Annotated in this window: 19 protein-coding genes; 5 read left to right on the top strand and 14 right to left on the bottom strand. The window is 43.1% G+C overall.

All coding sequences use genetic code 11. The annotated features are described in order from the left end of the window. Positions 1-64 precede the first annotated feature (64 nt). Positions 65-940 carry a phosphatidate cytidylyltransferase gene (locus tag I6E83_RS06605; RefSeq protein WP_197100631.1) on the top strand — a complete coding sequence of 292 codons (876 nt, stop codon included), beginning with the start codon at positions 65-67 and terminating at the stop codon, positions 938-940. A 46-nt stretch (positions 941-986) separates the two neighbouring features. On the opposite strand, the gene I6E83_RS06600 is transcribed toward I6E83_RS06605, so the two are convergent. From I6E83_RS06600 to I6E83_RS06590, 3 genes are read right to left on the bottom strand one after another with little or no spacing between them, the layout of a single operon-like run. Beyond that, on the bottom strand, positions 987-1802 hold the full coding sequence (locus tag I6E83_RS06600) for an SDR family NAD(P)-dependent oxidoreductase (protein WP_197100629.1): 816 nt from the start codon (positions 1800-1802) through the stop codon (positions 987-989). Next, the gene (locus I6E83_RS06595) at positions 1799-2986 is read right to left on the bottom strand and encodes a patatin-like phospholipase family protein (RefSeq protein WP_197100627.1); all 1188 of its coding nucleotides are present in this window, start codon (positions 2984-2986) and stop codon (positions 1799-1801) included. Before I6E83_RS06595 ends, I6E83_RS06600 begins: the two co-directional genes overlap by 4 nt. Before the next feature lie 3 nt (positions 2987-2989). Next, entirely contained in the window at positions 2990-5665 is a 2676-nt protein-coding gene (locus I6E83_RS06590) for an alpha/beta fold hydrolase (protein ID WP_197100625.1), read from the bottom strand. A gap of 206 nt (positions 5666-5871) precedes the next feature. Here I6E83_RS06590 and I6E83_RS06585 point away from each other — a divergent pair, with 206 nt between their 5' ends. Next, positions 5872-6783, top strand: a complete 912-nt coding sequence (locus tag I6E83_RS06585; RefSeq protein WP_197100623.1) for a lysine exporter LysO family protein — start codon at positions 5872-5874, stop codon at positions 6781-6783. A 72-nt stretch (positions 6784-6855) separates the two neighbouring features. Here I6E83_RS06585 and I6E83_RS06580 read toward each other — a convergent pair whose 3' ends face one another. The 4 genes from I6E83_RS06580 to I6E83_RS06565 all read right to left on the bottom strand — a co-directional run bounded on the left by I6E83_RS06580 (position 6856) and on the right by I6E83_RS06565 (position 12200). Next, positions 6856-8073, bottom strand: a complete 1218-nt coding sequence (locus I6E83_RS06580) for a hypothetical protein (protein WP_197100621.1) — start codon at positions 8071-8073, stop codon at positions 6856-6858. A 22-nt stretch (positions 8074-8095) separates the two neighbouring features. Beyond that, on the bottom strand, positions 8096-9382 hold the full coding sequence (locus I6E83_RS06575; RefSeq protein WP_197100619.1) for a PIN domain-containing protein: 1287 nt from the start codon (positions 9380-9382) through the stop codon (positions 8096-8098). A 36-nt stretch (positions 9383-9418) separates the two neighbouring features. Next, positions 9419-10687 (bottom strand): FAD-dependent monooxygenase, encoded by a 1269-nt coding sequence (locus I6E83_RS06570; RefSeq protein ID WP_197100618.1) that lies wholly within the window; start codon positions 10685-10687, stop codon positions 9419-9421. Positions 10688-10853: 166 nt separating this feature from the next. Then, positions 10854-12200 (bottom strand): FAD-dependent monooxygenase, encoded by a 1347-nt coding sequence (locus I6E83_RS06565; RefSeq protein WP_413787056.1) that lies wholly within the window; start codon positions 12198-12200, stop codon positions 10854-10856. Positions 12201-12770: 570 nt separating this feature from the next. On the opposite strand from I6E83_RS06565, the gene I6E83_RS06560 reads away from it, so the two are divergent. Next, positions 12771-13862, top strand: a complete 1092-nt coding sequence (locus tag I6E83_RS06560) for a PhoH family protein (protein ID WP_197100931.1) — start codon at positions 12771-12773, stop codon at positions 13860-13862. A gap of 190 nt (positions 13863-14052) precedes the next feature. After that, positions 14053-14667, top strand: a complete 615-nt coding sequence (gene ybeY / locus I6E83_RS06555; protein ID WP_197100616.1) for an rRNA maturation RNase YbeY — start codon at positions 14053-14055, stop codon at positions 14665-14667. Between the two features lie 26 nt (positions 14668-14693). Here ybeY and I6E83_RS06550 read toward each other — a convergent pair whose 3' ends face one another. Continuing rightward, positions 14694-15578 (bottom strand): mechanosensitive ion channel family protein, encoded by an 885-nt coding sequence (locus I6E83_RS06550; RefSeq protein ID WP_110922273.1) that lies wholly within the window; start codon positions 15576-15578, stop codon positions 14694-14696. A gap of 127 nt (positions 15579-15705) precedes the next feature. Next, positions 15706-16593 (bottom strand): energy transducer TonB, encoded by an 888-nt coding sequence (locus I6E83_RS06545; RefSeq protein WP_197100609.1) that lies wholly within the window; start codon positions 16591-16593, stop codon positions 15706-15708. Between the two features lie 533 nt (positions 16594-17126). Here I6E83_RS06545 and I6E83_RS06540 point away from each other — a divergent pair. After that, positions 17127-17924: a hypothetical protein gene (locus tag I6E83_RS06540; protein WP_197100607.1), complete on the top strand. Its 798-nt coding sequence runs from the start codon at positions 17127-17129 to the stop codon at positions 17922-17924. Between the two features lie 108 nt (positions 17925-18032). Here the strand turns inward: I6E83_RS06540 and I6E83_RS06535 are convergent, their stop codons facing one another. The 5 genes from I6E83_RS06535 to nuoK all read right to left on the bottom strand — a co-directional run bounded on the left by I6E83_RS06535 (position 18033) and on the right by nuoK (position 24434). Then, positions 18033-18866, bottom strand: a complete 834-nt coding sequence (locus I6E83_RS06535; protein WP_197100605.1) for a ferredoxin--NADP reductase — start codon at positions 18864-18866, stop codon at positions 18033-18035. A gap of 271 nt (positions 18867-19137) precedes the next feature. Continuing rightward, positions 19138-20616, bottom strand: coding sequence for an NADH-quinone oxidoreductase subunit N (locus tag I6E83_RS06530; protein WP_197100603.1), 1479 nt, complete (start codon positions 20614-20616; stop codon positions 19138-19140). 3 nt (positions 20617-20619) lie between these two features. After that, positions 20620-22245, bottom strand: coding sequence for an NADH-quinone oxidoreductase subunit M (gene nuoM, locus I6E83_RS06525; RefSeq protein WP_194196874.1), 1626 nt, complete (start codon positions 22243-22245; stop codon positions 20620-20622). A gap of 1 nt (position 22246) precedes the next feature. Beyond that, positions 22247-24121: an NADH-quinone oxidoreductase subunit L gene (gene nuoL, locus I6E83_RS06520; protein WP_197100601.1), complete on the bottom strand. Its 1875-nt coding sequence runs from the start codon at positions 24119-24121 to the stop codon at positions 22247-22249. A gap of 4 nt (positions 24122-24125) precedes the next feature. Further along, entirely contained in the window at positions 24126-24434 is a 309-nt protein-coding gene (nuoK, locus tag I6E83_RS06515; protein WP_041753378.1) for an NADH-quinone oxidoreductase subunit NuoK, read from the bottom strand. Positions 24435-24474: the final 40 nt, after the last annotated feature.

The following is a 24474-nucleotide window of genomic DNA, read 5'->3' as shown; positions in this document are numbered from 1 at the left end:
GACATTCTAGTCATTACTAAAGTGGTTAATGACTGCTTTTTATATCTCTCAAAGTGTTAAAAACATGTCTACTGATACGCTGTTTGTTATCGGACTTATGACGGTAGTAAGTTTGGTTTGGGGCATACTGGCTATCCCTCGTCTACGTACTCGCTTGCCTAAGATTTATCTGATTGCACGCTCTTGGTGGCTCATGTTAGTGGCTCTGTGCGTATGCTACGTTATCGCAAAAATAGATAATAGTCAGCATGGTCATCCTTATCAATGGATACTCATTGCGTTTTTTATTTTAATCGGGCTACGCGGCTGCTATGAGATTAAACGCGTATGGAGCATATATGACAAAGCAGGGCTGATTAGCAAACTCCAAGCGCGCGGGCTACAACCAAAAATTATATCTGACGAAGAAAACTCAGCACTGACACAGTCCTATACGCGTCTCAATCTACTGGATATAGTGTTTAGCAGTGCCTTTATTTCACTAATTTTAAGCCTTATTGTATTGCAGCAATTGACGTGGCAGCGTGAGCAATATGGCGTCTTACTTTTTGTATTCTTCGCCAGCCAGTTCAACGATATTGCCCAATACTTATGTGGACGACTACTGGGACGCAAACTGTTTAAGCGAGGTCTCGCACCCACCGTTAGCCCAAATAAAAGCATTGAAGGCGCGGTCTTTGGTAGTTTGCTTGCGGCTATATTGGCTTCATCGTTAGGATTATGGCTCACGCCTTTTAGCGGGTGGCTTTGTTTATTAGCAGCCTACGGATTGGCAGTAAGTGGTATCGCAGGAGATTTATTAGAGTCAGCATTTAAGCGCCAACATGGGATAAAAGATACCGGGACGATGCTGGCTGGACATGGTGGCGTATTAGATCGGATTGATAGCTTACTGATTGGAGTACCAGTATTTACCCTACTCTACTGGATCTTTGGATGAGCTTCCTATTTTGATTAAGGCAGTGTTTGATTAAAACAGTTCTTGGTTAAGAAGGCTTATCTAGCTTACTGCGCAATATTAGGTTGAGTAAGGGTTTAGGTAAATGGTTCAAGACCCTCGTGATATAGCGCATTGAGCGTGGGAATATTGCCAGTTCTATATCATCGTCAATCGCTTGCATAACCTGATCAACCGCTGTTTGCGTGCTCATGATAAAGGGCTTATGACTGGCATCACCGTCATTTAAGTCGCGCAATGCTTGGGTATCAATATAGCCTGAGGCAATGCACGTCACTTGGATATTATAAGGCGCAAGTGCTGCTCGATAAGCGCTAGCAGCCGCAATCATCGCGCGCTTACTTTTCGCATAAATGCTGGCATAAGGATAATCCATCGTGCCAGCGATAGAGGCGATACAAATTAGGCTTGGTCTATCGCTTTTGCTAACGCCCAATGACTGATGTGGCTGCTTTGACTGCACACTTGCCCATCTAAAAACCTGCGCAAATGCCTGCAAGTTAATCGCTAGCATTTTATCACTGTCTGCTTGGTTTAGATGATGAACACGCTCATTGGTATAACTGCCAGCACTATAGACAAGCCTTTGAAAGCTTGTAGCTGACAATTTATCTAATAGACTCTGTGTTTGGATAACATCCGTTAAGTCGCACACATAAGTCACGATGGTAGGATGCTGGTTATTAATTTCGGCTATCTTTGCCTCGTTACTACCAACAACGCTCACCTGCCAGCCAAGCTGCAAATGATGCAGAGCCAATGCCAAGCCAAGACCACTCGTACCACCAACGATAATAATATGCGGTGTATAATTCTTGGCAGTATCTTTCGCAAAAGTTTTCATAAATTATGCTGCTGTATGTAGTCAGCTGTACGCTGGTAGCCATATTGCCATTGCGCCTGCATTTGCTGCACAAAACCATCATAATCAGCGTGTATCAGCTCAACGGTCATTTGCTTTAGATTAAAACGCTTTTGCACATTTTGGCCCGCTAACTGCTGTTCATTATCGGCAAACGGTAACCAATGTAGCTGATGTTTTTCGCTAGCAGTATTAGTGTGCAACGTTACTTCCATCGGTTGATAACTGTGTACTGCTGCCAATCGCTCATTAGGATTAAAACCAAAAACACGCTGAATCGCGGGAGCAGCCAGCCATGAGTCATAACCTGCCTTCGTCTCTGCAAATACGCTGTCACCCAACTGACAGGCTAGCTCAATCGGTGTGAGATTGATCACCCCACCTAAGCACCAGCCAAGCTCTGCGATATGCGTGGGCGGTAGATAATACATGTCGGCCATAGACGCACGAACCACTGACGCAAAATCCCATTGAGTCCGTATCTCTACTGCCTGATGTATCCGCTCACTGGCAAAGGCGTGCGCAGAAGATCTCATTTCCTCGTCGGTCAGACTTGATACAGAATGCTCAAAGCGTGGCGGTGCAAATAATAATTCTTGTAGCTTTAATTGTTCATTATATAAACCATCAACAGGCGCTTGATACAGTCGGCTGGCAATGATGGCTATCTCAGGCGTATTAGCGTTAGACTGACTACTGCCATTCTCGCTAGATGCAAAGCTAGATAGCTCATCGAGCCATTGCTTCTCATCATCAATACGAAACATCGCTAACTGCTGCAGCTCATCTAGGAGTCGCGCATAGCTGTCTGCTTGTCGTTGCTTTTGTCCATTAGACGTACGCCGTGACAGATGCCAACGTTTGAGTGCATGAGTCATATAACGCATTTTTAAACGCCTATTGACTTCATCTGGCGAGACATGTCTGATTGCAGCAATCGTACGAGACAACTCACGGCTGCACATCAGCGCTTGCAAATCCTTGGGGTCAGGAGCTAGGTTGACTAGATAAGCGGATAAGCTCCCGCCGCAAGTACCAATGATCATATCTGGCTTTAGGTCATGCTCGACCAACGCCGCATAGCTGCCTAAGTAATAGCCAAAACGTGAGCCACCTCCGGAAAAAAGTTGGACACGCTCATAAGGCTTGGTACAGTTATTAGTCATTTATTACTTATCATCGATTGGTACAATTTTAATCGCCAATGACACGGTGAAGATACCAAAGCGGTCGATACGCATGGCAATCTTTTTAAAGCCCGCACGTTCAACCAATTGATCCATCTCGGCTTGCGAGCGACAACGCATCACCCAACTGCTGCCACGGTGGTTGTTCAACGTTTTACTGATAAACTCTTGCTCAGGGTGCCACGGTTGGTTGGTATAAATTAAATAACCATCCGCTTTTAAACTGTCATAAATCCCCGCTAAGGCTGTCGCTGGTAACGCATTATCAGAAAACAGCTCAAAAACGCCTGAGCTGATGGCAATATCAAAGCCTGACGTTTTCAGTGCTTCGCCTTTAACACTTGCACTTACCGATTTTATGCCTTTATAACTTGCTGCATCAAAAGCATCTTTTTGACACGCAATGACTCGATCAGAAATAGCTAACTGCTCCGCTTTTGCTTGTAGTGCTTTGATATTATGCATCTCATAATCTCGTAGCTCCGCATGCAAACCAGTAAACTCAGTCAACAGATCAAACGCATAAAAACCATGACCACTGGCAATATCTAACAGTTTTGGTTGGTATAGTTTAGTACTACTCTGGTTTTTGTCTTCAATATCTGCAAGTGCTAAGCGTGCAAGCTCTAAGATATGTGCGCGGCGTATACGAATGCCTTGCCAGCCTATATTACTTAAATAAAACTTATCAATTGCTTGACCAAATTTATTTTGACCGCTCGGCTGATTGTAATAAACGTGATCAAGCGAGTGACCAGAATCAAACCCATGTTCAAGCCCTGTCGCAATCGCATCGCTAACATGACCGAACTTTTGCATCGCAAAACGGGTAATCGCGAAACTTGGATTAAATGGCTTAATCGCTAAGCGGTCTACCTTATCTTTACTCGCGCTATTCAAATGAGCACTACTCAAATCAGGTGCTTGAACTTGTGTGCTAAATACTTGTTCAGCAAAATCAATACAGTCGGCAAAAACATCTGCTTTATTGGTCTCATGAAAGATTGCATGATAGCTGTCGGGGTATAATTGCCAGCGTTTGGTAGATGTATTAATCGCTTCATAAAACGTGCGTTCAGCCTGCTTATCCACCACGTAGTCTTTACCCGCGCATAAGACAAACGTCGGTACAGTGATAGCCCCTGCATCGTCGAGCAAGCGCTGACCTGTCGCATGGGTATCGATGAGTAAGTCGGTTGAAATGCTATTCGATATCAATGGATCAGCATTATAAGCTTGCTGCGCTTCCTTATCATGGGTTAACACTTGCGCTTTGACATAGCTACTAACACGCGACATCAGACCTAACGTACGCGCCACCTTTAATGACGGTATCGCAAAAGGCATATACAAGCGAATACTTAGCGCAGGCGTGCCGAGTATCATCCCGCGAATATTGGGCGCATAATCATGCACCCATGCTGCTGCCAGCACCGCACCGATACTACTGGCGACGATTAAGGTATCCTCGATAGCAATGCCCGTTTGCCCAATGACTAACTGCACAAAGCCATCTAAATCACGTTCAAGCTCGGTAACGCTCTCAGCATGGTCTTTGATACCGCCTGAGCGACCATTGCCACGTGCATCCCAAGCAAAGACTTGATAACCAGCTTTTGCAAACTGCTGTCCTAGCTCTGCTAATCGACCCGAATGCTCATGACCTCGATGCAATAGAATAACTTGACGTAGAGGCTGATTGGCTTTTTTCACGTCCTCTAAAGGCATCGTTAACCAATAGCGATAATAAATAGCAGTCCCGTCATAAGCGTTGTAGCAACTTTCACCATTTATAACTTTGGCTGAAGACTGCTCAAAACTAACGCTAGCCTGTTCTTTTAATTTTTGACTATTAATAGTGGTGTTTGGCATTTCTTTAAACTCCAATGGGCGAGCATTATCAGTAGAATTATTTGGTAAAACAATATTGTGAGATAGCGAGTTGTTTGTTGACTCACACGTTACTGCTCGAAGTGCTGGTGGCTGATGCATCAAATATAGACTTGCCATATAACGTAAGCGGTTTAGGCACGTTTTTAATAATAGTATCTCTACCAATAGAGACAACTGCACGATTCTTGTAGGAGAAAGCGATAACGGTATTTTGCTACCCATAATAGTACCAAGCACGCCTAGCATTAAAGCGCGATCACTTTTCCCTAAAGGCCCTTGATTTGCCCTAACTCCTAGCATCGTATTGCTGGCGATACCGAGCAGTTCGGTACTCATACTTAACGCTGCAATACTGCTTATATGCCGCTGAGTGGTTAGCGACTTACTCATGCCAGTTTGTCGTTCAGAATTAATTCGTGAATCATGTTTAGTAATATGGGGAGCCAAACTGGCAATGAGCGCCGTATCAGCAACAATATCGCCCGCCTCATTTAGCACTGCACCCAATCTAGAGGCCTGACCATGCTCACGCGCCATCATACCGTCGATGGCGTTAAGTGCCATACGTACAAATAGTGATGAAGGCAGTAGAAGCCATAGCGCTTGCTGCTCAGTCGCAGGCTTAGCAATCACGTAAGCCATACCCACACTCAATAATACTGCGGATACAGTGACTTGATTGGCAGTGATGTTCTTTGCGACCAACGCATTACTCAGCGGTCGCAGTTGATCTTGAAATTTGGGTTTGAGCTGATATAGCGACATAATGCCAACCACGTATTTTTGGTGTCTTAATTTAACAACAAAAGTTTATTAAGTAAATACTTAAACGTGGCGATAAATCTAATTATAATCCATAAAAATCGGGCTTTATAAAGAATATGGTTTACCAATGTCAGTATTTATAACTTGATATGATACAATCTTCTGCTTCTTAAAAACGCCTTGTTACAATTTATGAGTCTGCCGTTATGCAAAGCCTGATTACTCTTGTTCTAGTATTAATGCCAATGTTTGTTGGCTTTGCTATCCCTTCTAATCCAACCATGACCAAGCTTGCAGATAAAGGCTTGTCTTATTTGGTATACCTCATCTTAGCATTAATCGGTATTGAGCTATCGCAGGTTGAAGGGCTTGGCAGTCAGGTGGCCGAGATTGCCCTTTATGTGGCTGTGCTATCAGTCCTCACTATCGGCTCTGGTCTACTAGCTTTGATGATTTTCGATAACATGCGCCCATGGCAAGCCAAAAAACCCAGCGTCAAATCTAAAGAACATCGCGTCAGTATTCGTGGCAGCCTCGCCCAAGTCGTTTGCGTATTGATTGGCATGGTGATTGGCTATTTCCTACCGGCTAACTACATGCCACCGGAAAACACCATGACCGTTATGCTGATGATCTTGATTTTGTTGGTCGGTATCGGTTTAAAAGGTTCAGGAATTACCTTAAAGGAAGTGCTCCTCAATAAACGCGGCGTAGAAATGAGCATCATTTTTACGCTATCAGTATTGGTCGGCGGGCTTGTTTTTGCGCTATTGTTTACGGATGTATCGTGGACCAAAGGCTTGGCACTGTCATCAGGATTTGGTTGGTATTCCCTATCTGCCATTGTGATGACCGATGCTTATGGCGCAGTCTGGGGCAGTGTCGCCTTATTCAATGACTTGGTGCGTGAGTTCTTTGCATTGATCTTTATTCCCGTATTTATGCGTAAATATCCATCAGCAGCGGTAGGGCTTGGTGGCGCAACCAGTCTAGATTTTACCTTGCCAATCATTCAACAATCAGGCGGTCTAAAGGTCGTGCCATTGGCAATTAGCTTTGGCTTTATTATTAATATTGTCTCACCCGTATTGATGGTGTTGTTCTCGTCGTTGGGGTAACGTTAATTTTTGACTCACATATAGTATAAGTCCTTTCATTATGATTAGTGATTAGGGCGCGTTGAACACGCCCTAAGCCATCTCCAGCTCTTTATCCACCTGACAAGCTCTATCATGCCACGCAATAAATGCTTGTATGGATTTGTGCTCTAACTGATGGCTAGCTTCTTTACCAGAAAAACTCTCCACATAGCGACAGGCTCGATAGTTTTTAGCATACTTATCGTAATTGTTAATCCACTCTTTCCGCGCCTTTAACTCATTTTGACGTTGCTCAATACTACTATCTGCATCCATGCTCTCGGCGTCAAACCAAAAGTTTTTGGCAGGAATATCTTTAGCCAGTTTTTTACCCTCGACCTCAGCCATACGCCATGGCTTTGCAGTAAGCCGCGCTCGAAAGCACTGCTGCGCCTGACAGAGACGCACGTAATTGGCATCGGCATGGAAATACTCAAACCAGTCCGCGACTAACACATCACTTGGCGAAATAGTATCGTGGGTGGCAATAATACGAAAGCCTGCAGGCGTCTTATACAAACGGAATGATTCTTGTGAATGACTAACAATGCGCTGCTGAATCAAAGTAGCTATAAAAGGCTGTAACGAATTCATTTCAGCAGTATATTTTTGCATATATGCTTTATCTCTTTGGCTGGCTTGTTGCCACAAATAGACGGTCACGCCAATCATAACTATTAACAGCCATAACCATGATAGTCCGAGCCAAGCGATAACACTGGCGATAAATATAAAGAGGATAATAAACCCCCAAACTGGTAATTTTTTTGATGACTTAGTTTGATAAGTGGGTATAGCAGGCATAAAGCCATTAGGACTGTAATGTTCGGGATATAGATGGCCTAATAGATCTTTATTATCGACATCAACGATCGCAATGTTATCGATGTTAGCCACTTGGGCACCGTAACTGTTACGCGTGACTACAAGCTGCGTATCAGACGCCTTACTCTCTAAACTACCTGAAGTTAAACCACTATCTGAAAAACTCTGTTCAGAAATAATCTGCTCACGAATGGGAATGCCATTACTTTCGTTATACTCTTCCCTACGCTCACGTCTGACAATATCCTTGCCCTCTAGCCAGCGTTGATGAGTCTCTTTCACTCGTGCCTTCGCATGAGCCAAGGCCTCTACTTGACTGACATCTGACCAACCATATCGCTTAATAGTTGCTTGCTTAGAATTAAAGTCATCGGATGTGTTATCAGCTGTTTCTGACAATTCAAAGCGCTGCTTATATTGCGCCCAGTATTTAGGGATGAGCATAGGCTTTGCCTTTTTTAAGCTTTTATATTTTATAGCTAAGCTTGTTTGTATCTGATATGACGATAACTTTATTTTTAACCATCTGTTTAATAAGTTTATCGATTACTTTAGGATTCTCATTACGTAAATGGCTTTTAAGATAATTCACTAAGCTTGATTTTTTGGACGGTCTAGATGTTGGCGGTTGACTTTCTATTAATGTTATTACACCTTGATACATCGTATCAGCAGCTTTGATTTTCTCATTATTACCGTTTGAAGATTTGCTTGTATTTTTTGGTATATCGTTAAAAGGCGGATAATGGACAACTTGATTATCCTGCTTTATAAAGCCCTTATTTTTAAGGTATGTTAAAACCAAATTAACTTGATCCTCATTGTTTATTTGACGATAACTTGAAAGTTTTTGCTTAATGACATTATTCAATCCATCAGTTTTTTTAGCTCTACTTAACAAAATCTGATCGGTCACTAAATCTAGTATTCCTTGGTTATCTACTTTATAACTTAATTTTTCGTTTTTTTCATCAAGGCTGATGAGTCCTAATTTTATAAATTTCTCGAAAACTTGCTCAAAAATATAATCTTGCTCAACACCATTGAATTTCTCTAATATTGTTGCTGGAACATACTTCTTCATCAAATGTAACAGATTAAATTTATAGCTTGGTAAAAATACTTTATGATTGACAATGCTATCAAAAACTAAGATATAACAGTCATGTATCACTGCTTTAGGTACGCTCTTTTCAAGAGATTGAGCTGGAGGCTGATTACTTCCTGTTACGATGTTATCGATGTTATCGATGTTATCGATGTTATCGATGTTATCGATGTTATCGATGTTATCGATGTTATCTAATATAATATCTTGATTATCTTCGACGATAAGGGAACTTTCCTTTATATCTAACACAGTGTTTTCATGTGACTCATAACTCACAGTTAACTGATTAGCATTTACTAATCGCTTAATACTCATACCATCATAGGTACTATTGAGATGCTCAACTAAGATATCATAGCCACTATCTCTTGCTAAAATACAAACATCAGCCTTAGGATCAATTTCAGAGATCTTGCCAAGATAAAAAGATAAGTAAAAATCTAGTGCATTCTTTCCTGCATGTTGCATCTTAATAATATGTACATTTTTATTATCAAACCTAAGCAATGTTTCAACCAGTTCAGGTGGTAGACTCTTTTGCTGATTAATACCCAAAAACAGCCATACGTGACACTCATCGACCTCTACATCATCGAAGCTTTTGGGCTGAATGTTTTCATAATCAATTAAAATATGCTTCATCGAAATATTCTTATTATTTAATTTAAACTGCTGTCCCTAAACCCCACTCGCCTGCTTGGCAAACAAGCGCATCAATGGCTTCATTTTGCCAACACGGTACATGCCCTCATTACGTATCTGCTGCACGGGGCGTAATTGCGCCAGCGACCCTGAGAATAGCCAGTTAAGGGCAGAAAAGCTGTGCATCATCAGGCTATTATGCGGACGACGCAGACGCTCATAACGACGCAACGTTTGATTGCTTCCCCAAATCGTACCACCACTACGAGTAAAGTCGTGCGCTAATTGCTCGCTCAATACTTGTACATCGAGCATGCCCAGATTCAGCCCCTGACCTGCCAGCGGATGCACGCCATGTGCCGCATCGCCAATCAAGACCAAGTTATCAGCGACGTAGCTATTCGCTTGTTGCGCGGTTAGCGGAAAACTAGCGATTGATTCAATCTGACTGATAGCACCTAACTCATAATGACAGGCAGCAGCCAGTTTATCAGCAATAACACGGTCTTCTTCCTCTATCAATGCCAATGCTTGATTGCGCGGCAACGTCCATACAATCGATTGCCAATGCTGTGGATTGGCTTTATCGTCATCGGTAATATCCGCTAATGGCAATAAAGCCAGTGTGCCAGTCGGTAACATCGCCTGTCGCGCCGTCGCCTGATGCGGTTTTTCGGTGTGAATCGCACAGCAAATCGCGGTTTGATTGTAATCGAGCGTGTCCAGTCCAATCGCTGCTTGCTTGCGTACAAATGAGCCGCGACCATCCGCTCCCACCAGTAGTGCTGCATTAATAGTTTTATGATTGTCTAAAGTCACACGATAACCTTGCTGCGAACCTAGCCAATCCATGTTTGTGACTTTTTGCCCCGCGATAATGGTTAGATAATCACTGACATCATCCTCACACAAGCGTTGCCATAATGCATGCTCAATGACGGCTGGCTCGACCATACTACCAAGCATTGGCGGCATGACAGAATTAGACGGATCATCGCTACTATCGCCAAATAACAGCTCACCCATGCCATTCAACTGCCAGACCTGCATTTGTGAGTAGTCAGCCTTACGCTCAGAGCTAGCAATTTTTTGCCACGCGCCAATATCTTTAAGCAAATTAATACTGGCCATACTGAGCGCATACACTCGTGCATCACGCTTACTCAGCACAGTTTGCCAAGCTGATTCATCGCGTGCAGGACGAGCATCAATTAACGTCACAGGCATTTTTGCTTGTGCCAGTTTTAGCGCAAGCGTTGCACCAACGATACCGCTACCGATAATCAGCGTATGGTTATTTTTCATAAGGTGTCTCTCAATACTGGTCGATATTAGAATGCTTATTATCAATCTTACTTATATATAGTTGAGTCAGTTTAAAAGAGAGCCAAGGCAACCGAGTGTAGATGTATATTGAATACTTCAATCGAGGTTAACGCTGTCGCTCTTTTAAAGAGGATTGGCTATAGCACTACGATTTTAAACCCATCGCATAGGTCGCAACCAGTGGTTTAATATTTGGCAGTTTATCAAAGGCTACCAGAGCCACATTTCTTGCTAGCTTTATGACTGGATTAGGATGGGTAAAACCATGTACCACAGCATCACAAAAACGGATGACTCGTTTTTGATCGCTTAGACGTGCTTTTTCATAGCGTTTGAGTAGCGTTGGATCACCAATATCTGCACCTTTGAGCACTTGTGCACTCATCATCTGCGCCAATACATGAGCGTCTCGCATACACAGGTTAAAACCTTGCCCTGCTACAGGATGCAAGGTGTGAGCGGCATTGCCCATGACCACGCAACGGCCTTCTACTTGCTTGTCAGCTAGCACACGTGTCAATGGATAAGCACCGCGGCGACCAGCAGCGATAAACGTGCCAGCACGTTGACCAAACGCTTGCTGCAGTGTCTGTAAAAAATGTGCATCGTCTTCTAAATAACGTTTCTCTTCACCTTTTGGACAGACCCAAACGACCGAACGTCGGTAGCCATTCTGATACTCATCATTGCCGTCACCTGTTGGGTCAGTCAATGGCAGTACAGCAAGTGGACCTGCTGGGCTAAAACGCTCAATCGCGACATGCTCATGCGCCTTGTCAGTTTCTACCACACCGACGATAGCCGTTTGCTGATAGTCATAAGTGGTCGTGCCGATATCCAGTAGCTGACGCACGGTAGAGTCACGACCATCACAAGCGACCAAGACGCTGCCCTGCAATTGCTGCTCTTGTTCCTCTTCACCGTAATAGCTAAAGCTCAGCGTGACACCATCCGCTTTTTGTGTCACTGCGCTGACATTGGCATTATCAATCAACGTAATCAATGGCGCCTGTTGCGCGGCTAATAAAAGCTTGCGTCCGAGCCATGCATTTTCTATTACTTGACCAAACGACTCTACTTTTTCTTCGGCTTTATTGAGCTGCGCACGGCCAAAGCTGCCTTGTTCGCTAACTTGTACTGAGTCGATACGGCAGGCATGGCTTTGCAACTCATCCCATAGGCCAATCTCTTGATAAATCTGTACGGTGCGGCGTGATAATGCGGTGTTGCGACTGTCCAAATAGTGACTGCGATTGTTGTCATCATTTGGACTGATGGTCGGATAGCTGTTTTTTTCTAATAACGTGCTCGCAATGCCATGATTCGCTAGCAGCAGTGCAAAGGATAAACCGACATGCCCGCCACCTGCGATAAGTACTTGCTGCGCCGTGATTGCCTTACTATTATCAGCTATGTTTTCAACTACATTGTTTTCAACTGTATTTTTAACTTTGTCTTTAGCATTCGATAAATTTACATCAGTATTTTGTATCATTATTATTCCTACTTTATTGTATGGGAAGTGCTTTCTATAATTGATGAACGGCCTATTAATTGCCGCTAGTAGCCACTTGAATTTTATGGCCCTGCTCATTTTATTCGTGTTTTAAATTTAATTATAAGCGCTATGATATCACTCATAGATTACCACAAATTACCTATCACTCCGTGCTCTTAACAGTAGACAAAGCGTGTACTAAAAATTCGTGATATCTTGTATTACTGAAGACTAATTTAATATCAGATTGACACGCAAAAGCTATTAACCTCATAAAAGCATTCAATAAAGCATGACCGTTGCAATCACCGTACAAAAACAGCGTCACGTATATGATGTATGGCTTGAAATTTAAAAACTATCTACCATAATAAAGGCAAGACCCTTACTTATCACCATTCCTAAAACAAACAACAAAACCAACAGCATTGCTACCGTCATTTCTATCTCTACAATTTAAAGCCAAGACAATAACGACCGACTACTTTATCTCTTAAGTCCAAAGCTTAATAAAACAACATAACTTTGGGCACACAATAAAAGGATAATCGCTTGACTGATTCCATGAGCCGCCGTATAAAGTTTGAATCATTGACGCCAGCACAGCTTAAAATCGTGCTAGGTGAATACAACAATCACATGAAATATATCCAAAAACGCCTCGATATCAAAATCATGCAGCGTCAAGGTGACTTTTGCCTGAGCGGTGATGTGACCGGTGTTGAACGTGGTGAACGTATTATTTATAAAATGGTGGATGAAGCTCAAAACAAAAAAGACATCAGTGCAGAAGAGTTGCATCTCATCATCCAATCAAGCATCTCTCGTGACGAAGACATGGCAGCGGATGCACAACAGGCAGAAGATGCTGCCGAAGAAGAAGACTTCGATGTTGTTAGTGAATTTACGCCCGTTAGCTTGCGCACACGTAAGGGTCGTATCATTCCTCGCGGTGGCAACCAGCAAACCTATGTCCAAAGTGTGCTGAACTCTGACGTCTCATTTGGTATTGGTCCTGCTGGTACTGGTAAAACGTATCTAGCCGTTGCTTGCGCCGTAGATATGCTTGAGCGTAACGAGATTGAGCGGATTTTACTCGTGCGTCCAGCGGTAGAAGCTGGTGAAAAACTGGGATTTTTACCGGGTGATTTAACGCAAAAAATCGATCCTTACTTGCGTCCATTGTACGATGCGTTATATGAGATGATCGGTGTTGAAAAAGTAGGCAAACTGATCGAAAAACAAGTCATCGAAATCGCACCCCTTGCCTACATGCGCGGTCGTACATTAAACAATTCATTTGTCATCTTAGATGAAGCGCAAAACACCACGCCTGAGCAGATGAAAATGTTTTTAACCCGTTTGGGTTTTGGTTCACGAGCCGTGATCACTGGTGACGTGACCCAAGTAGATTTGCCACGCGGGCACAAGTCGGGCTTGGCGCAAGCGATGGAAATCTTAAGCGGTATCGAAGAGATTCATATCACTAAGTTTGACTCAAAAGACGTGGTACGCCATCAACTGGTGCAAAAAATTGTCGAAGCCTATGATGTGTTTGATGAAGAGCAAATCATATTAGAAGAAAAGCGTAAGTTTGAGCGCATCAAAGAGCAAGAGCGTAGACAAGCTATCGCTAATGCTGCGGCAAAACTATAAAATGGCAGGTTTGATATTTGCCACCCTAGAACCGCAAATATAGAAATGCAAAACCGGATTACTGATTAGTAGTCCGGTTTTTTGCTGCTAGACTGATAATTAGCGTAGTAGATTAGGGTTGGTAAGTTAGCCTTGGGCAGTTTTAGCAAATTAAACAAACGACATGACAATACAGTAAGGAGAGAACAACATGAGCCAGTATAATGACGATGATAATCTTAACCAAAATAAGGCAACTGATATCACTAATAATGACGAAAGCTTTGAGATATTAGACATCAGTGCAACGAGTAGTATTGATGACACCCTACTCGATACTTTTTATCATCGTGACACGCTACTACCTGTGATGGTGGCAACTTTAGATTACATAGATGAGCAAATTAATAGTGGTTTAGTACTGCCTTATTTTGCAGATATTGATATTGAATTATGGCAAGAAAAAACCAAATCACTCGATATATATATCACTGATGAGACTGAAGGTCGTGAGTTGAATTTGGAAGCACGAGGCAAGGATTATGCGACCAACATTCTGTCTTATCCTAGTGACTTGCCAGCCGCTATCATGGGGCTGATGCCAACCCTAGCGCTTGGTGAGCTGATTATTTGTCATAATGTGATCGTGCGTGAAGCCGCAGAACAAGAGAAAACCGTCGCACAGCACATTAGCCACCTATTGATACATGGTGTGCTGCACTTGCTTGGATTTGATCATGAGCTTGGACAAGCTGAACAAGATGAGATGGAGCAGTTTGAAATTGAGGTTTTGGCAAGCCTAAACCTACCAAATCCTTATTTATAGTGAATACGATTTAAACATTTTTATCTTTAGAGGTTTTGATCTTTGTCTAAAGATGGCAATGGCGATTCGTTTTTGTTGCCCATCAACATCTCTAATCCTTTAACATGTACACTGCGCTGTGGGAATGGAATGTCGATTTTATTGTCATCAAGCGCGTATTTAAACTGCTCAAGCAAATCACATTGCATGCTCCACCAGTCCGCATTGGTAGTCCAAACGTTTAAGGTCAAATCAACCGAATTGTCCCCTAAGTTGGTCACACGGACGATAGGTGCAGGATCAGTAAAGGCCAACGGATTATCAGTGGCCAGCTTTATCATGATGTCTTTTGCTGTCTTGATATCGGCATCATAGCCAATACCGATAGTGATATCCACACGGCGATTGGGTAACGACGAATAGTTGATAGTCGCGGTTGTGGTGATGTCACCGTTAGGGATGATAATGTCGTGATTGGTAGTCGTGGTCAGATGCGTATTAATCAAACTGATCTCTGTCACCGTACCTGTGTGACCCAGTATTTGCACATAATCACCGCGTACAAACGGGCGAAACGTCACAATCATAATACCAGCGGCAAAGTTAGACAGCTGATCCTTTAGTGACAGACCAATTGCAACGGCCGCACCACCTAATATGGCGACAACTGAAGTCGTCTGCACACCAACTTTGCTAAGTGCTGCTAGTGCGACTACTACCAATAGCACGCCGTAGATTAAACGACCCAAAAAGCTAGCAACCGTGTCATCTAAGTGACTGCGCAGCATGATTTTTTGTGCGATAGCGACTGCTTTTTTGGCAAGCCAACGTCCTACGACGAATATCAATATCGCTAGCGCTACTTTTATAACCAAACTTACTGCATTACTGGTTAAGGCCGCAATATCTATGGTAAAACCTAAAAATTCCATACTGACTCTTTATTTTATATCTGTGTTTTATGAATTTGAGTATCTGTCATATAAAAACTAGAATAACGCATGAACTGTTATTCTAGTTTTCATTATTGATTACATTCGAACCATCTTAAGAAGCATCTTAATAAGTCACATTCACTTTATCGCTGTATTGATAAGTACGAATCAAGCGTAACTCGACAATATCACTCATATCTTTGGTGAATACACCAAAAGGCGCGGCTTGTCTAACCGACTGTTTGGCCGCTTCGTCTAGTATCGTTGAGTTTGAGCTCTCAAGTAAGCGAATGGCTTTAATATTACCATCGCTACTAATAATGACCATCAGACGTACTTCACCAGTGATCCCTTGCGCGCGCGCTTGTACGGGATAATGTAGATTGCCGATGCGCTCGACATGCTCACGAAACGTATTGATATAGTCCGCTGCTGCACCGCGTGTCGTTGAATTACTATCGACAGTCACCACTTTCGATTTGGTGGCATACACTTGCTGGCGCTGAGACAACTGAGCTTCCAAGGTGGCAACTTGTTTTCGCAGACGCTCTTCTTGTGCAATCATGTCATCTTGTGCTTCTTTGCTGTCATTATCCGACTCTACATTAGCTTGGCGCCAACTTAACGTCGTGCGTAGATAACTTTCTTGATACTGCTGTTGTCGAACTTGCCGTTGCAAGCTAATCACATCTTGTGTCTCACTCATTTGCTCAGCAGACAATGGGCTAATCTGATCCGTCTCTTGTCTCAGTTGCTCTTGTACCGTACCACCACCTTCTTGGGAGGCATCAGCAATAAAGTGAGCATCCTCATTTGGTTTCATATTATCAGTCAGTGCTTTTGCGACATCTTGCATCATCGCAGCGGGGTCTTTCCCCATAGAAAAGCTAACACCAAAAATAATAAGCACATGTACACCAACTGCGATAACGATAGCAACAGGTAAGCTAATATCTCGCTTAGGTATTTGTGCGGAAAAGTGATAGCTTTGTGAATCTTTAATATAGGCCACAGTCGATCTCAGCTTATGGGTACGAGCTTATAAATACAAAACAGCAAATAATAAGCATCATAATGGTATGTATGATTTATTCTGGCGCTATCATACCATGACATAGAATTGTGTCGCCACGAGAACCTGTGCGTTAGCAATCTAACCCACTCACGCAAACTTTACAATTCTTTAGGCAAACGCTTAAAAAAATACCGTCAAACTTAATACAAAACCCATACGCCAGATGAAAGAACATTGACGATTGGGCTGCAAGCACCCTAGATATCAGCATCTATATAGTGAACATAGATAAACCAAATAGGCTTTTTTATTATCCGCGATTCACATTTTCTAAAACATAATCGCTGTCAGTGCTGTCTTCTGATATTCAATATCGACCAAATGAATGACTACAAAGTACATGTGTGCATTTTGAAGCCATCATATTTAATATATACTGTTTAATAAGCATCGTATTATCAAATAAACGTTCATCGACCATTTTTGATTAGCGATTCTGAGCGCACGCTATACGATGATGCACACCTATAATGATAAGGATAAGAAGTTTGAGTGATTTTGACAACATGGATACTTCAGACAATTTTGACGAATTCTTTGACAATTTAGGCTATCGATTCGATGAGTCATTTAGCGGTGGCTGGGAGCGCCTTACCCAATCTATCAGACAGATATATGATAGAACAACGGATAAATTTGAAGATGAACTTGCGCTGCCAGTGACACAAGAGTACGTCAATGAGTCGCTACAGAAGTTCGTCACTGATAATGTAAAGGCTATCTTAGAGTTGCGTGTTGAGATGCATGACGACTGGTTTCGCTTATACTGTACGATCAATGTGGCAGGCATTTATGTGGAAATCGCGAGTAACTTTGGCTTGATTCATGTTCAGCTCGATCGCAATGTCCAACGTTTTGTATTTGGTCAGCAGACATATACTGACGTACTCAACTTACGCTGCGAGTCTTTTCTAAAACGTCAAGGTGTCAAACTGTTCGTCTGGTTCTATCACAGTATTCTTAAAAAAGATCCGTTAGGATTTCTGCTCTCTTATATCAATATTGCCCGTGCAAAAGATGAAATCATCTACATTGATATTAATCGCTGGCTAAAAAAGAATAAAAAAATCATGAGTACCTTGCATAAGGTACAAGTGAATTATGGCGAGCTTGAAGAAGAGCAAATGATTTTAAAGACTCAGATTAATTATCGCGACTTACTAGCCGCAAGTAGCAACGAAGATATCATTAGTGACGATGATGAACCTGAGTTGATGCAAGGTCCTGTCAATCCCGTAGATGATGCGACTGAACCAAGCCAAGTTTAACTATTTCACCGTATAAAAAACGCTGACCTTCAAAAACAATAGTCTTTGAAGCTCAGCGTTTTTATTTTGTCACAGCAGATCTATAGAATACTCAAACCAGTTATATGGCTACCAATAGTTCTCTACAGCGATATTGCCCTCGCCTCGGCGATTCATCACCAGTCCTAGCGACTTTAATGCTTCTTTGGTGTCATCCACCATATCTGGGTTGCCACACAGCATGACATGGGTAGTATCGATATCTAAATCGATGCCTGCACGCGCTTGCAACGTACCATCCAGTAGCAGCTTCGGTAGACGTTCTGACAATGCACCGTCGACAGGCTCACGAGTAACGATTGGGATAAAAATGAGCTTCGCTGGATTTTCAACCAACGAGCCAAAATCTTCTTGCAAACCTTCAATCTTTTCGACATAAGCTAGCTCTTCTATCGATCGCGCGCTATAAGCCAATACAATATGCTCATAATCTTCCCATGTCTTCAAATCTTGTAGCATGGATAAAAATGGTGCCAGACCCGTACCTGTCGCGAGCAACCACAGATCCTTGGGCAGTGGTTTTTGATAACGCGCCAATGTTAAAAATCCAAATGGCAAGGTATTAAGAAGTAACTCATCCCCTACTTGTAGATGTTGCAACTGTGAGGTAAACGCCCCATCAGGGATGACGATAGAGAAAAACTCTAATACTTCGTCGAATGGCGAAGAAATAATTGAATAAGCGCGAAAGATATCTTCATCTAATGCCTCATCAGATATATCAGCATCAGACATACCACTCTGCTCTGTATAGTACTTCAGTCGGCTAGGATTGACACCCAAGCGTACGAACTGACCGGCCGTAAATTTAAAGCTGTCAGGACGGCTGACCGTAAAACTAAATAAGTTTGGCGTCCACGTGGTTTTGCTAAGCACGGTTACCGTTTGAATATTGTCACTCATAAGAATTAGCCACTCGCTTTTTATTGTTATAGTCAGAGAACCACTAAATAGCTACGGCGTTACCCTCCTTAGATGTACGACTTGTACTATCTGCAGTCGGCTGCCTTGTAGCTGTTTTAGACTTCTTTGACTATAGTTATTTTTATAAAAACTTTAAACGATACAAAATAAAAGATGCGCCAAGCTTATCACAAAGCTGGCGCATCTTGGTTTTCTAACCGTAACAGGAGATAAGCCACATGCAGCGACTTATCTCACCTTCCTCTTAAGACTACCAGATACGTGCCAAACTTGACCATTCAATCATATTGCTCGGCAAGATACCGAAGAAGATAATCATCGCTGTCACCGCAATAATCATGATACCGCCAGTACGCATCGCCCATTGTCCAGAAACATCAAACTCAATAAACTGTTTAGGACGTTTGAACAGCGTAAGCATAACGCGCAAATAATAGAATAGACCAATCGAGCTGCCTAAAATAATCATTGCTGCTAAGAACCAGTTGGTTCCTTGTACCGCAGCCAATATCGCAAATAGCTTCGTGATAAAGCCTGCCGTCAACGGAATACCAGCCAGTGACAACATCATGATAGTCATGACAGCAGTCAGCACTGGACGACGCCAGAACAGCCCTTGATAATGAGTCAACTCATCAGCTTCGCCAGATAGACGATAAGGACTCGACATAAGAGTCACTACGCCAAAGGCACCGATAGAGGTCAACGCATAAACAGCCATATACATACTAGAGATGCTATCCGCTGCCGTACCAATACTGACAATCACGATCATCACATAACCCATATGGGAAATAGAAGAATAACCCAGTAGGCGTTTCAGACTGGTCTGACGTACGGCTAACAAGTTACCGACCAAGATCGACAAGGTTGCCATTACCATCAATAGCATTTGCACAGATGGCAGTGCTAGCAAAGCGGTATCAATTAAGAATCGCACCGCAAGCGCCATCATCGCAACTTTTGATACAGATGCCAAGAAGGTCGCGATAGGTGCTGGTGCGCCCTCGTACACATCTGGTGTCCACATATGAAAAGGTGCAGCAGACAGTTTAAACGCAATACCAAACATCATCATCGCCGCGCCCAATATCAGCAGTGGCGATTCAAAAAGATTGCTCAATTCCACACTAATAGGCTTAAAGGCCAGTGAACCTACTTCTGCATAAATAAATGCCATACCCATCAATAAGGTGGCCGAGGCCGTCGCAGATAGCACTAGGTACTTTAGACCAGACTCTAGCGAGTTTTTGCGCATATAGGTGTATGACAGCATACCGTACAGTGGTATAGACAGCATCTCTAAGCTCATAAAGAATGACGCTAAATGCTGAGCACTGACCATCAGCAAAGCACCAATCGTCGATAGCAACATGAGCAAATACAGCTCTTCTTTATTATCCTTAAGGTTTGCTAAGTACGCATAAGACAGCGTACAACAAGCCAATGCACAGATAAAAATAATCACCATATTAAACTGAGCAAAGTTATCAATCACAAATAACTGTTCAGCACTTGGTATCATGGTTCCACTATTCACGATGCCAGTCATTTGACCAAGCAAAGTAAATAAACCAATGTTTAAACCAACGACGGTAACTGTGCCCGTCACCATATGTGAGCGTTTAACTGCGATGGCAATTATGACCACCAGTACCGTAATCACTACGGTAATGATTGGCGCATAAGGCAACAATCCCATCAAATCATTCATCGTAATATCATTCATGACTTAACGTGCCTCCATTGCATCAAGCAGGTGCGACGCATCTACTTGTGTTACTTGACTATAGGTATACGCATTGTTAATCCACTGCATCGCGTGACTCGATGTATCAAGGAAAGGCTGTGGATATAGACCCAACCAAACCAGTCCAGCAGCTAGCATAAGTAACAAAGACAACTCACGTTTGCCCAAATCTTTGAGCTTACGCGGTGGCAAACCATGTGATTTGGTTTCTTGCATTGCGACTGCTTCGATGTTGTTTTTACCAAATAATGCGCGATGAATCAGAATAAGCGAGTAAAGACCTGCTAGTACCAAACTGAATGTCGCAAAGACGACAAACACAGGATACTGAGCAAATGAGCCAAATAAAATCATGAACTCGCCAATGAAGTTACCTGTACCTGGGATACCCAGTAACGCTGCGCAGAAGAACATCAATATCGGCGCATAATAACGGAACTGTCCCCACATGCCTCCCATCAAGGTCAAGTCACGTGTGTGCAGGCGCTCATATAACTGACCAGCCATAATGAACAATGCTGCTGAACTCAGACCGTGTGCCAGCATCTGAATCATCAGACCTTGCAAGCTGAGTAATGTACCAGCATAGATTGCCAATACCACAAAACCCATATGCGAGATACTGGTATACGCCAGCAAACGCTTCATATCGGTCTGCATAAAGGCCAACCATGCACCATAGAAGATACCAATCGTACCTAAGGTAATGGCAATCGGCGCAAACTCTTGTGACGCTACTGGAAACAATGGCAACACAAAACGAATCAGACCATATGCCGCAGTTTTAATCAGTACACCAGCCAAATCCACTGAGCCTGCCGTTGGTGCTTGTGCATGCGCATCTGGCAACCAACCATGGAAAGGGATAATTGGCAATTTCACCGCAAAACCGATAAAGAAACACAGCATGATTGGATATTCCCAACCACCCAACGACGTACCAAGCAAGTCATTATAATTAAAGCTAACCACACCTTTTTGGGCATAGCTAATAATGACCAACATCAAGATACCAATGAGCATGATAAGCCCAGAAGCTTGGGTATAAATAAAGAACTTGGTTGCTGCATACTCTTTGGTTTTGCCAACCACATCATGACCCCAAATCGCGATCAAGAAGTAGATAGGAACCAGCATCATCTCCCAAAAGAAGAAGAATAAGAACAAATCAATAGCTAAGAAAACACCAATGACGCCGCCTAAGCTCCATAACAAGTTCAGATGGAAGAAACCAACTCGGCGTTGAATCTCATTCCACGAACAGGCAACCGCTGCAATACCGAGCAGTCCTGTCAAAGCCACCATCATCAGTGACAAACCATCTAACGCTAAATGAAAGCTGATACCAAAGCTCGGTATCCATGGCACACTAAACTCTGCGACCCAAGGCACGTTTGCGCTCGGAGCAATCACTTGCTTACTCATTCCGCTAAAGTCACCGTAATGCCACAATACTAGTGACAATACAAAGGTCAGCGTCATGCCGATTAAGGCAATCCAGCGCGGTAGACGTTTATTAAACCGTTCGACCAACCAACATAGCAATCCTGCAATAAAAGGAATTGCGATTAATGCTGGTAGCATCCACGTTTGTTGTAACTCAATCATCTTATACCACCGTCATCATTACCAGCACCAGCAATACAGCCATACCCAAGCCAAAGCTTGCAGCATAACCTCGAAGTGACCCTGTTTGCGTCGCAGACAACACCTTATTACCTGCTGAAGCCAGCTTAGGTAGGATGAGCCACGTTTTATCAATAGGGTCGGCTTTAAGTAAGCGGCCGATGAATAAAAAGGGTTTTACAAAAATTACATCGTATAGCGCATCAAAACCTAGGCCATGATAGCACCAGTGATATAGCGCACCACCAATACGTGAGCGCTTAAAGCTGGTAAGCATTCTACCTTTATCTACGACGTATAATAATGCTGCCAATATCAAGCCGGCGCCCATTGCACCCATCGCGATATACTCTGCAGTATGCTTAGCATGTGCTTGACCCGCGACTTCTAATAAGTGACCAACACTCTCTGGTAAGACACCATCTAATGGCGGTGTAATCCATGCACCAACGGCTGTAGATAGTACTAGCAATACCGTCAAAGGCAACCAATACGACATACCTGATAATTTGTGTGCAGGTGTTTTTTCTTCACCAAAGAAGATAATCCAAATCATACGGAACGTATAAATCGCGGTTAAGAAAGCGCCGAACACACCCATATAGAACAATACTAGATGACCTGTGGCATAAGTCTCCCAAAGAATCGCTTCTTTAGAATAAAAACCAACGGTGACCCAAGGTATGGCTGCAAGTGCACCACCACCGACGACATAGCACCAAAATACCAATGGTATCTTTTTGCGTAGACCGCCCATCTTGAAGATATCTTGCTCATGGTGTACCGCAAGGATGACTGCACCTGATGATAAGAACAGCAATGCTTTAAAGAAAGCATGCGTCATCAGATGGAAGATAGCGCCTTGCCATGCGCCCACACCAAGTGCTAGGAACATATAACCGATCTGACTCATGGTCGAATAAGCAAGAATACGCTTGATATCTGTCTGTGCCAGTGCACAGAAACCTGCAACAATAAGCGTTAATGCACCCACGCCACCGACCCAATACAATAAGATACCAGGCGTTAGCTCAAACAATGGATGTAGACGGGCGATTAAGTAAACACCCGCTGTTACCATCGTCGCGGCGTGAATCAATGCCGATACTGGTGTTGGACCTGCCATCGCATCAGCAAGCCACGTATGTAGTGGTAGCTGGGCTGATTTACCCATCGCGCCGCCAACCAACATCATCGTAGTAAGCATCATCGTTGGATTGTTGATATCGAATACTTCTGGGGCGCGCGTAATAATCTCTTGAATATTAAGCGTACCGAATTCACGGAATAATAAAAACAAACCAAACGCTAGGAATACGTCACCCACACGCGTGACGGTAAAGGCTTTCATCGCCGCAATACCATTGGCTCGGTCATGGTAATAAAAACCAATCAACAGGTAAGAACAGATACCGACGCCTTCCCAACCGAGATATAGCAAGAACAAGTTATCTGCCAATACCAGCAATAGCATGCTGGCGACGAACAAATTCATATAGCTAAAGAAACGGGCAAATCCAGTGTCGCCTTTCATGTACCAAGCGGCAAACAGATGGATTAAAAAGCCAATACCCGTAATGACACCCGTCATCGTTAGTGCCAAGCCATCAAAACTAAGACCAAAGCTTGGCGCAAAATCACCAACTTGGAACCATGTCCAAAGTGGAATCTCGACCACAGTACCTGCTGGGTTACTGGTTAAAAAAGTATAGCTCACGAATAGCGTACATAGTGCTGATAACAGCATGCTACCCACACCGACAATCGCTGCCACCTGCTCTGTTAGCTTGTCGCGCATAAAGGCTAAAATCAAAAAGCCAACGAGCGGGAATATAAAGGTTAATGGTAATAAACTCATGACATCATCCTTTCATCTCATTGGCGCTATCGACATCTAAATGCCCACGCTGATGATAAAACCGCAATAATATTGCCAAACCAATGGCGGCCTCTGCTGCTGCTAACGTCAAAATAAAGATAAACATAATTTGTCCATCTGGATCGACCCAACGGCTACCTGCCACCACAAATGCTAGTGCTGCCGCGTTCATCATGATCTCAAGGCTCATAAGCATAAAGAGAAAATTGCGACGTACCATGACACCACATAGACCGATAGCAAATAAAATACCTGCCAAAATCAATCCATGGCTCATGGGTATCAGGCCCAATACCTGTTGCACCTCAACAGCTGGCTGTACTAAGCCTGCT

This window comes from Psychrobacter sp. SZ93C1, from assembly GCF_015864635.1.
Lineage (GTDB): Bacteria > Pseudomonadota > Gammaproteobacteria > Pseudomonadales > Moraxellaceae > Psychrobacter > Psychrobacter fozii.
The sequence above is the reverse complement of the archived record's forward strand: the minus strand, read 5'-3'. Positions and strand labels throughout refer to the sequence as shown.

Excerpts from the sequence above, each read along its gene's own strand:
- I6E83_RS06550 (WP_110922273.1), bottom strand. The coding sequence starts at position 15,578 with ATGGAATTTTTAGGTTTTACCATAGATATTGCGGCCTTAACCAGTAAT.
- I6E83_RS06580 (WP_197100621.1), bottom strand. The coding sequence starts at position 8,073 with ATGCTCATCCCTAAATACTGGGCGCAATATAAGCAGCGCTTTGAATTG.
- nuoL (WP_197100601.1), bottom strand. The coding sequence starts at position 24,121 with ATGAGTTTATTACCATTAACCTTTATATTCCCGCTCGTTGGCTTTTTG.
- I6E83_RS06590 (WP_197100625.1), bottom strand. The coding sequence starts at position 5,665 with ATGTCGCTATATCAGCTCAAACCCAAATTTCAAGATCAACTGCGACCG.
- I6E83_RS06605 (WP_197100631.1), top strand. The coding sequence starts at position 65 with ATGTCTACTGATACGCTGTTTGTTATCGGACTTATGACGGTAGTAAGT.
- I6E83_RS06535 (WP_197100605.1), bottom strand. The coding sequence starts at position 18,866 with ATGAGTGACAATATTCAAACGGTAACCGTGCTTAGCAAAACCACGTGG.
- I6E83_RS06575 (WP_197100619.1), bottom strand. The coding sequence starts at position 9,382 with ATGAAGCATATTTTAATTGATTATGAAAACATTCAGCCCAAAAGCTTC.
- I6E83_RS06540 (WP_197100607.1), top strand. The coding sequence starts at position 17,127 with ATGATAAGGATAAGAAGTTTGAGTGATTTTGACAACATGGATACTTCA.
- I6E83_RS06585 (WP_197100623.1), top strand. The coding sequence starts at position 5,872 with ATGCAAAGCCTGATTACTCTTGTTCTAGTATTAATGCCAATGTTTGTT.
- I6E83_RS06530 (WP_197100603.1), bottom strand. The coding sequence starts at position 20,616 with ATGAATGATATTACGATGAATGATTTGATGGGATTGTTGCCTTATGCG.
- I6E83_RS06600 (WP_197100629.1), bottom strand. The coding sequence starts at position 1,802 with ATGAAAACTTTTGCGAAAGATACTGCCAAGAATTATACACCGCATATT.
- I6E83_RS06560 (WP_197100931.1), top strand. The coding sequence starts at position 12,771 with ATGAGCCGCCGTATAAAGTTTGAATCATTGACGCCAGCACAGCTTAAA.
- ybeY (WP_197100616.1), top strand. The coding sequence starts at position 14,053 with ATGAGCCAGTATAATGACGATGATAATCTTAACCAAAATAAGGCAACT.
- nuoM (WP_194196874.1), bottom strand. The coding sequence starts at position 22,245 with ATGATTGAGTTACAACAAACGTGGATGCTACCAGCATTAATCGCAATT.
- I6E83_RS06570 (WP_197100618.1), bottom strand. The coding sequence starts at position 10,687 with ATGAAAAATAACCATACGCTGATTATCGGTAGCGGTATCGTTGGTGCA.
- I6E83_RS06595 (WP_197100627.1), bottom strand. The coding sequence starts at position 2,986 with ATGACTAATAACTGTACCAAGCCTTATGAGCGTGTCCAACTTTTTTCC.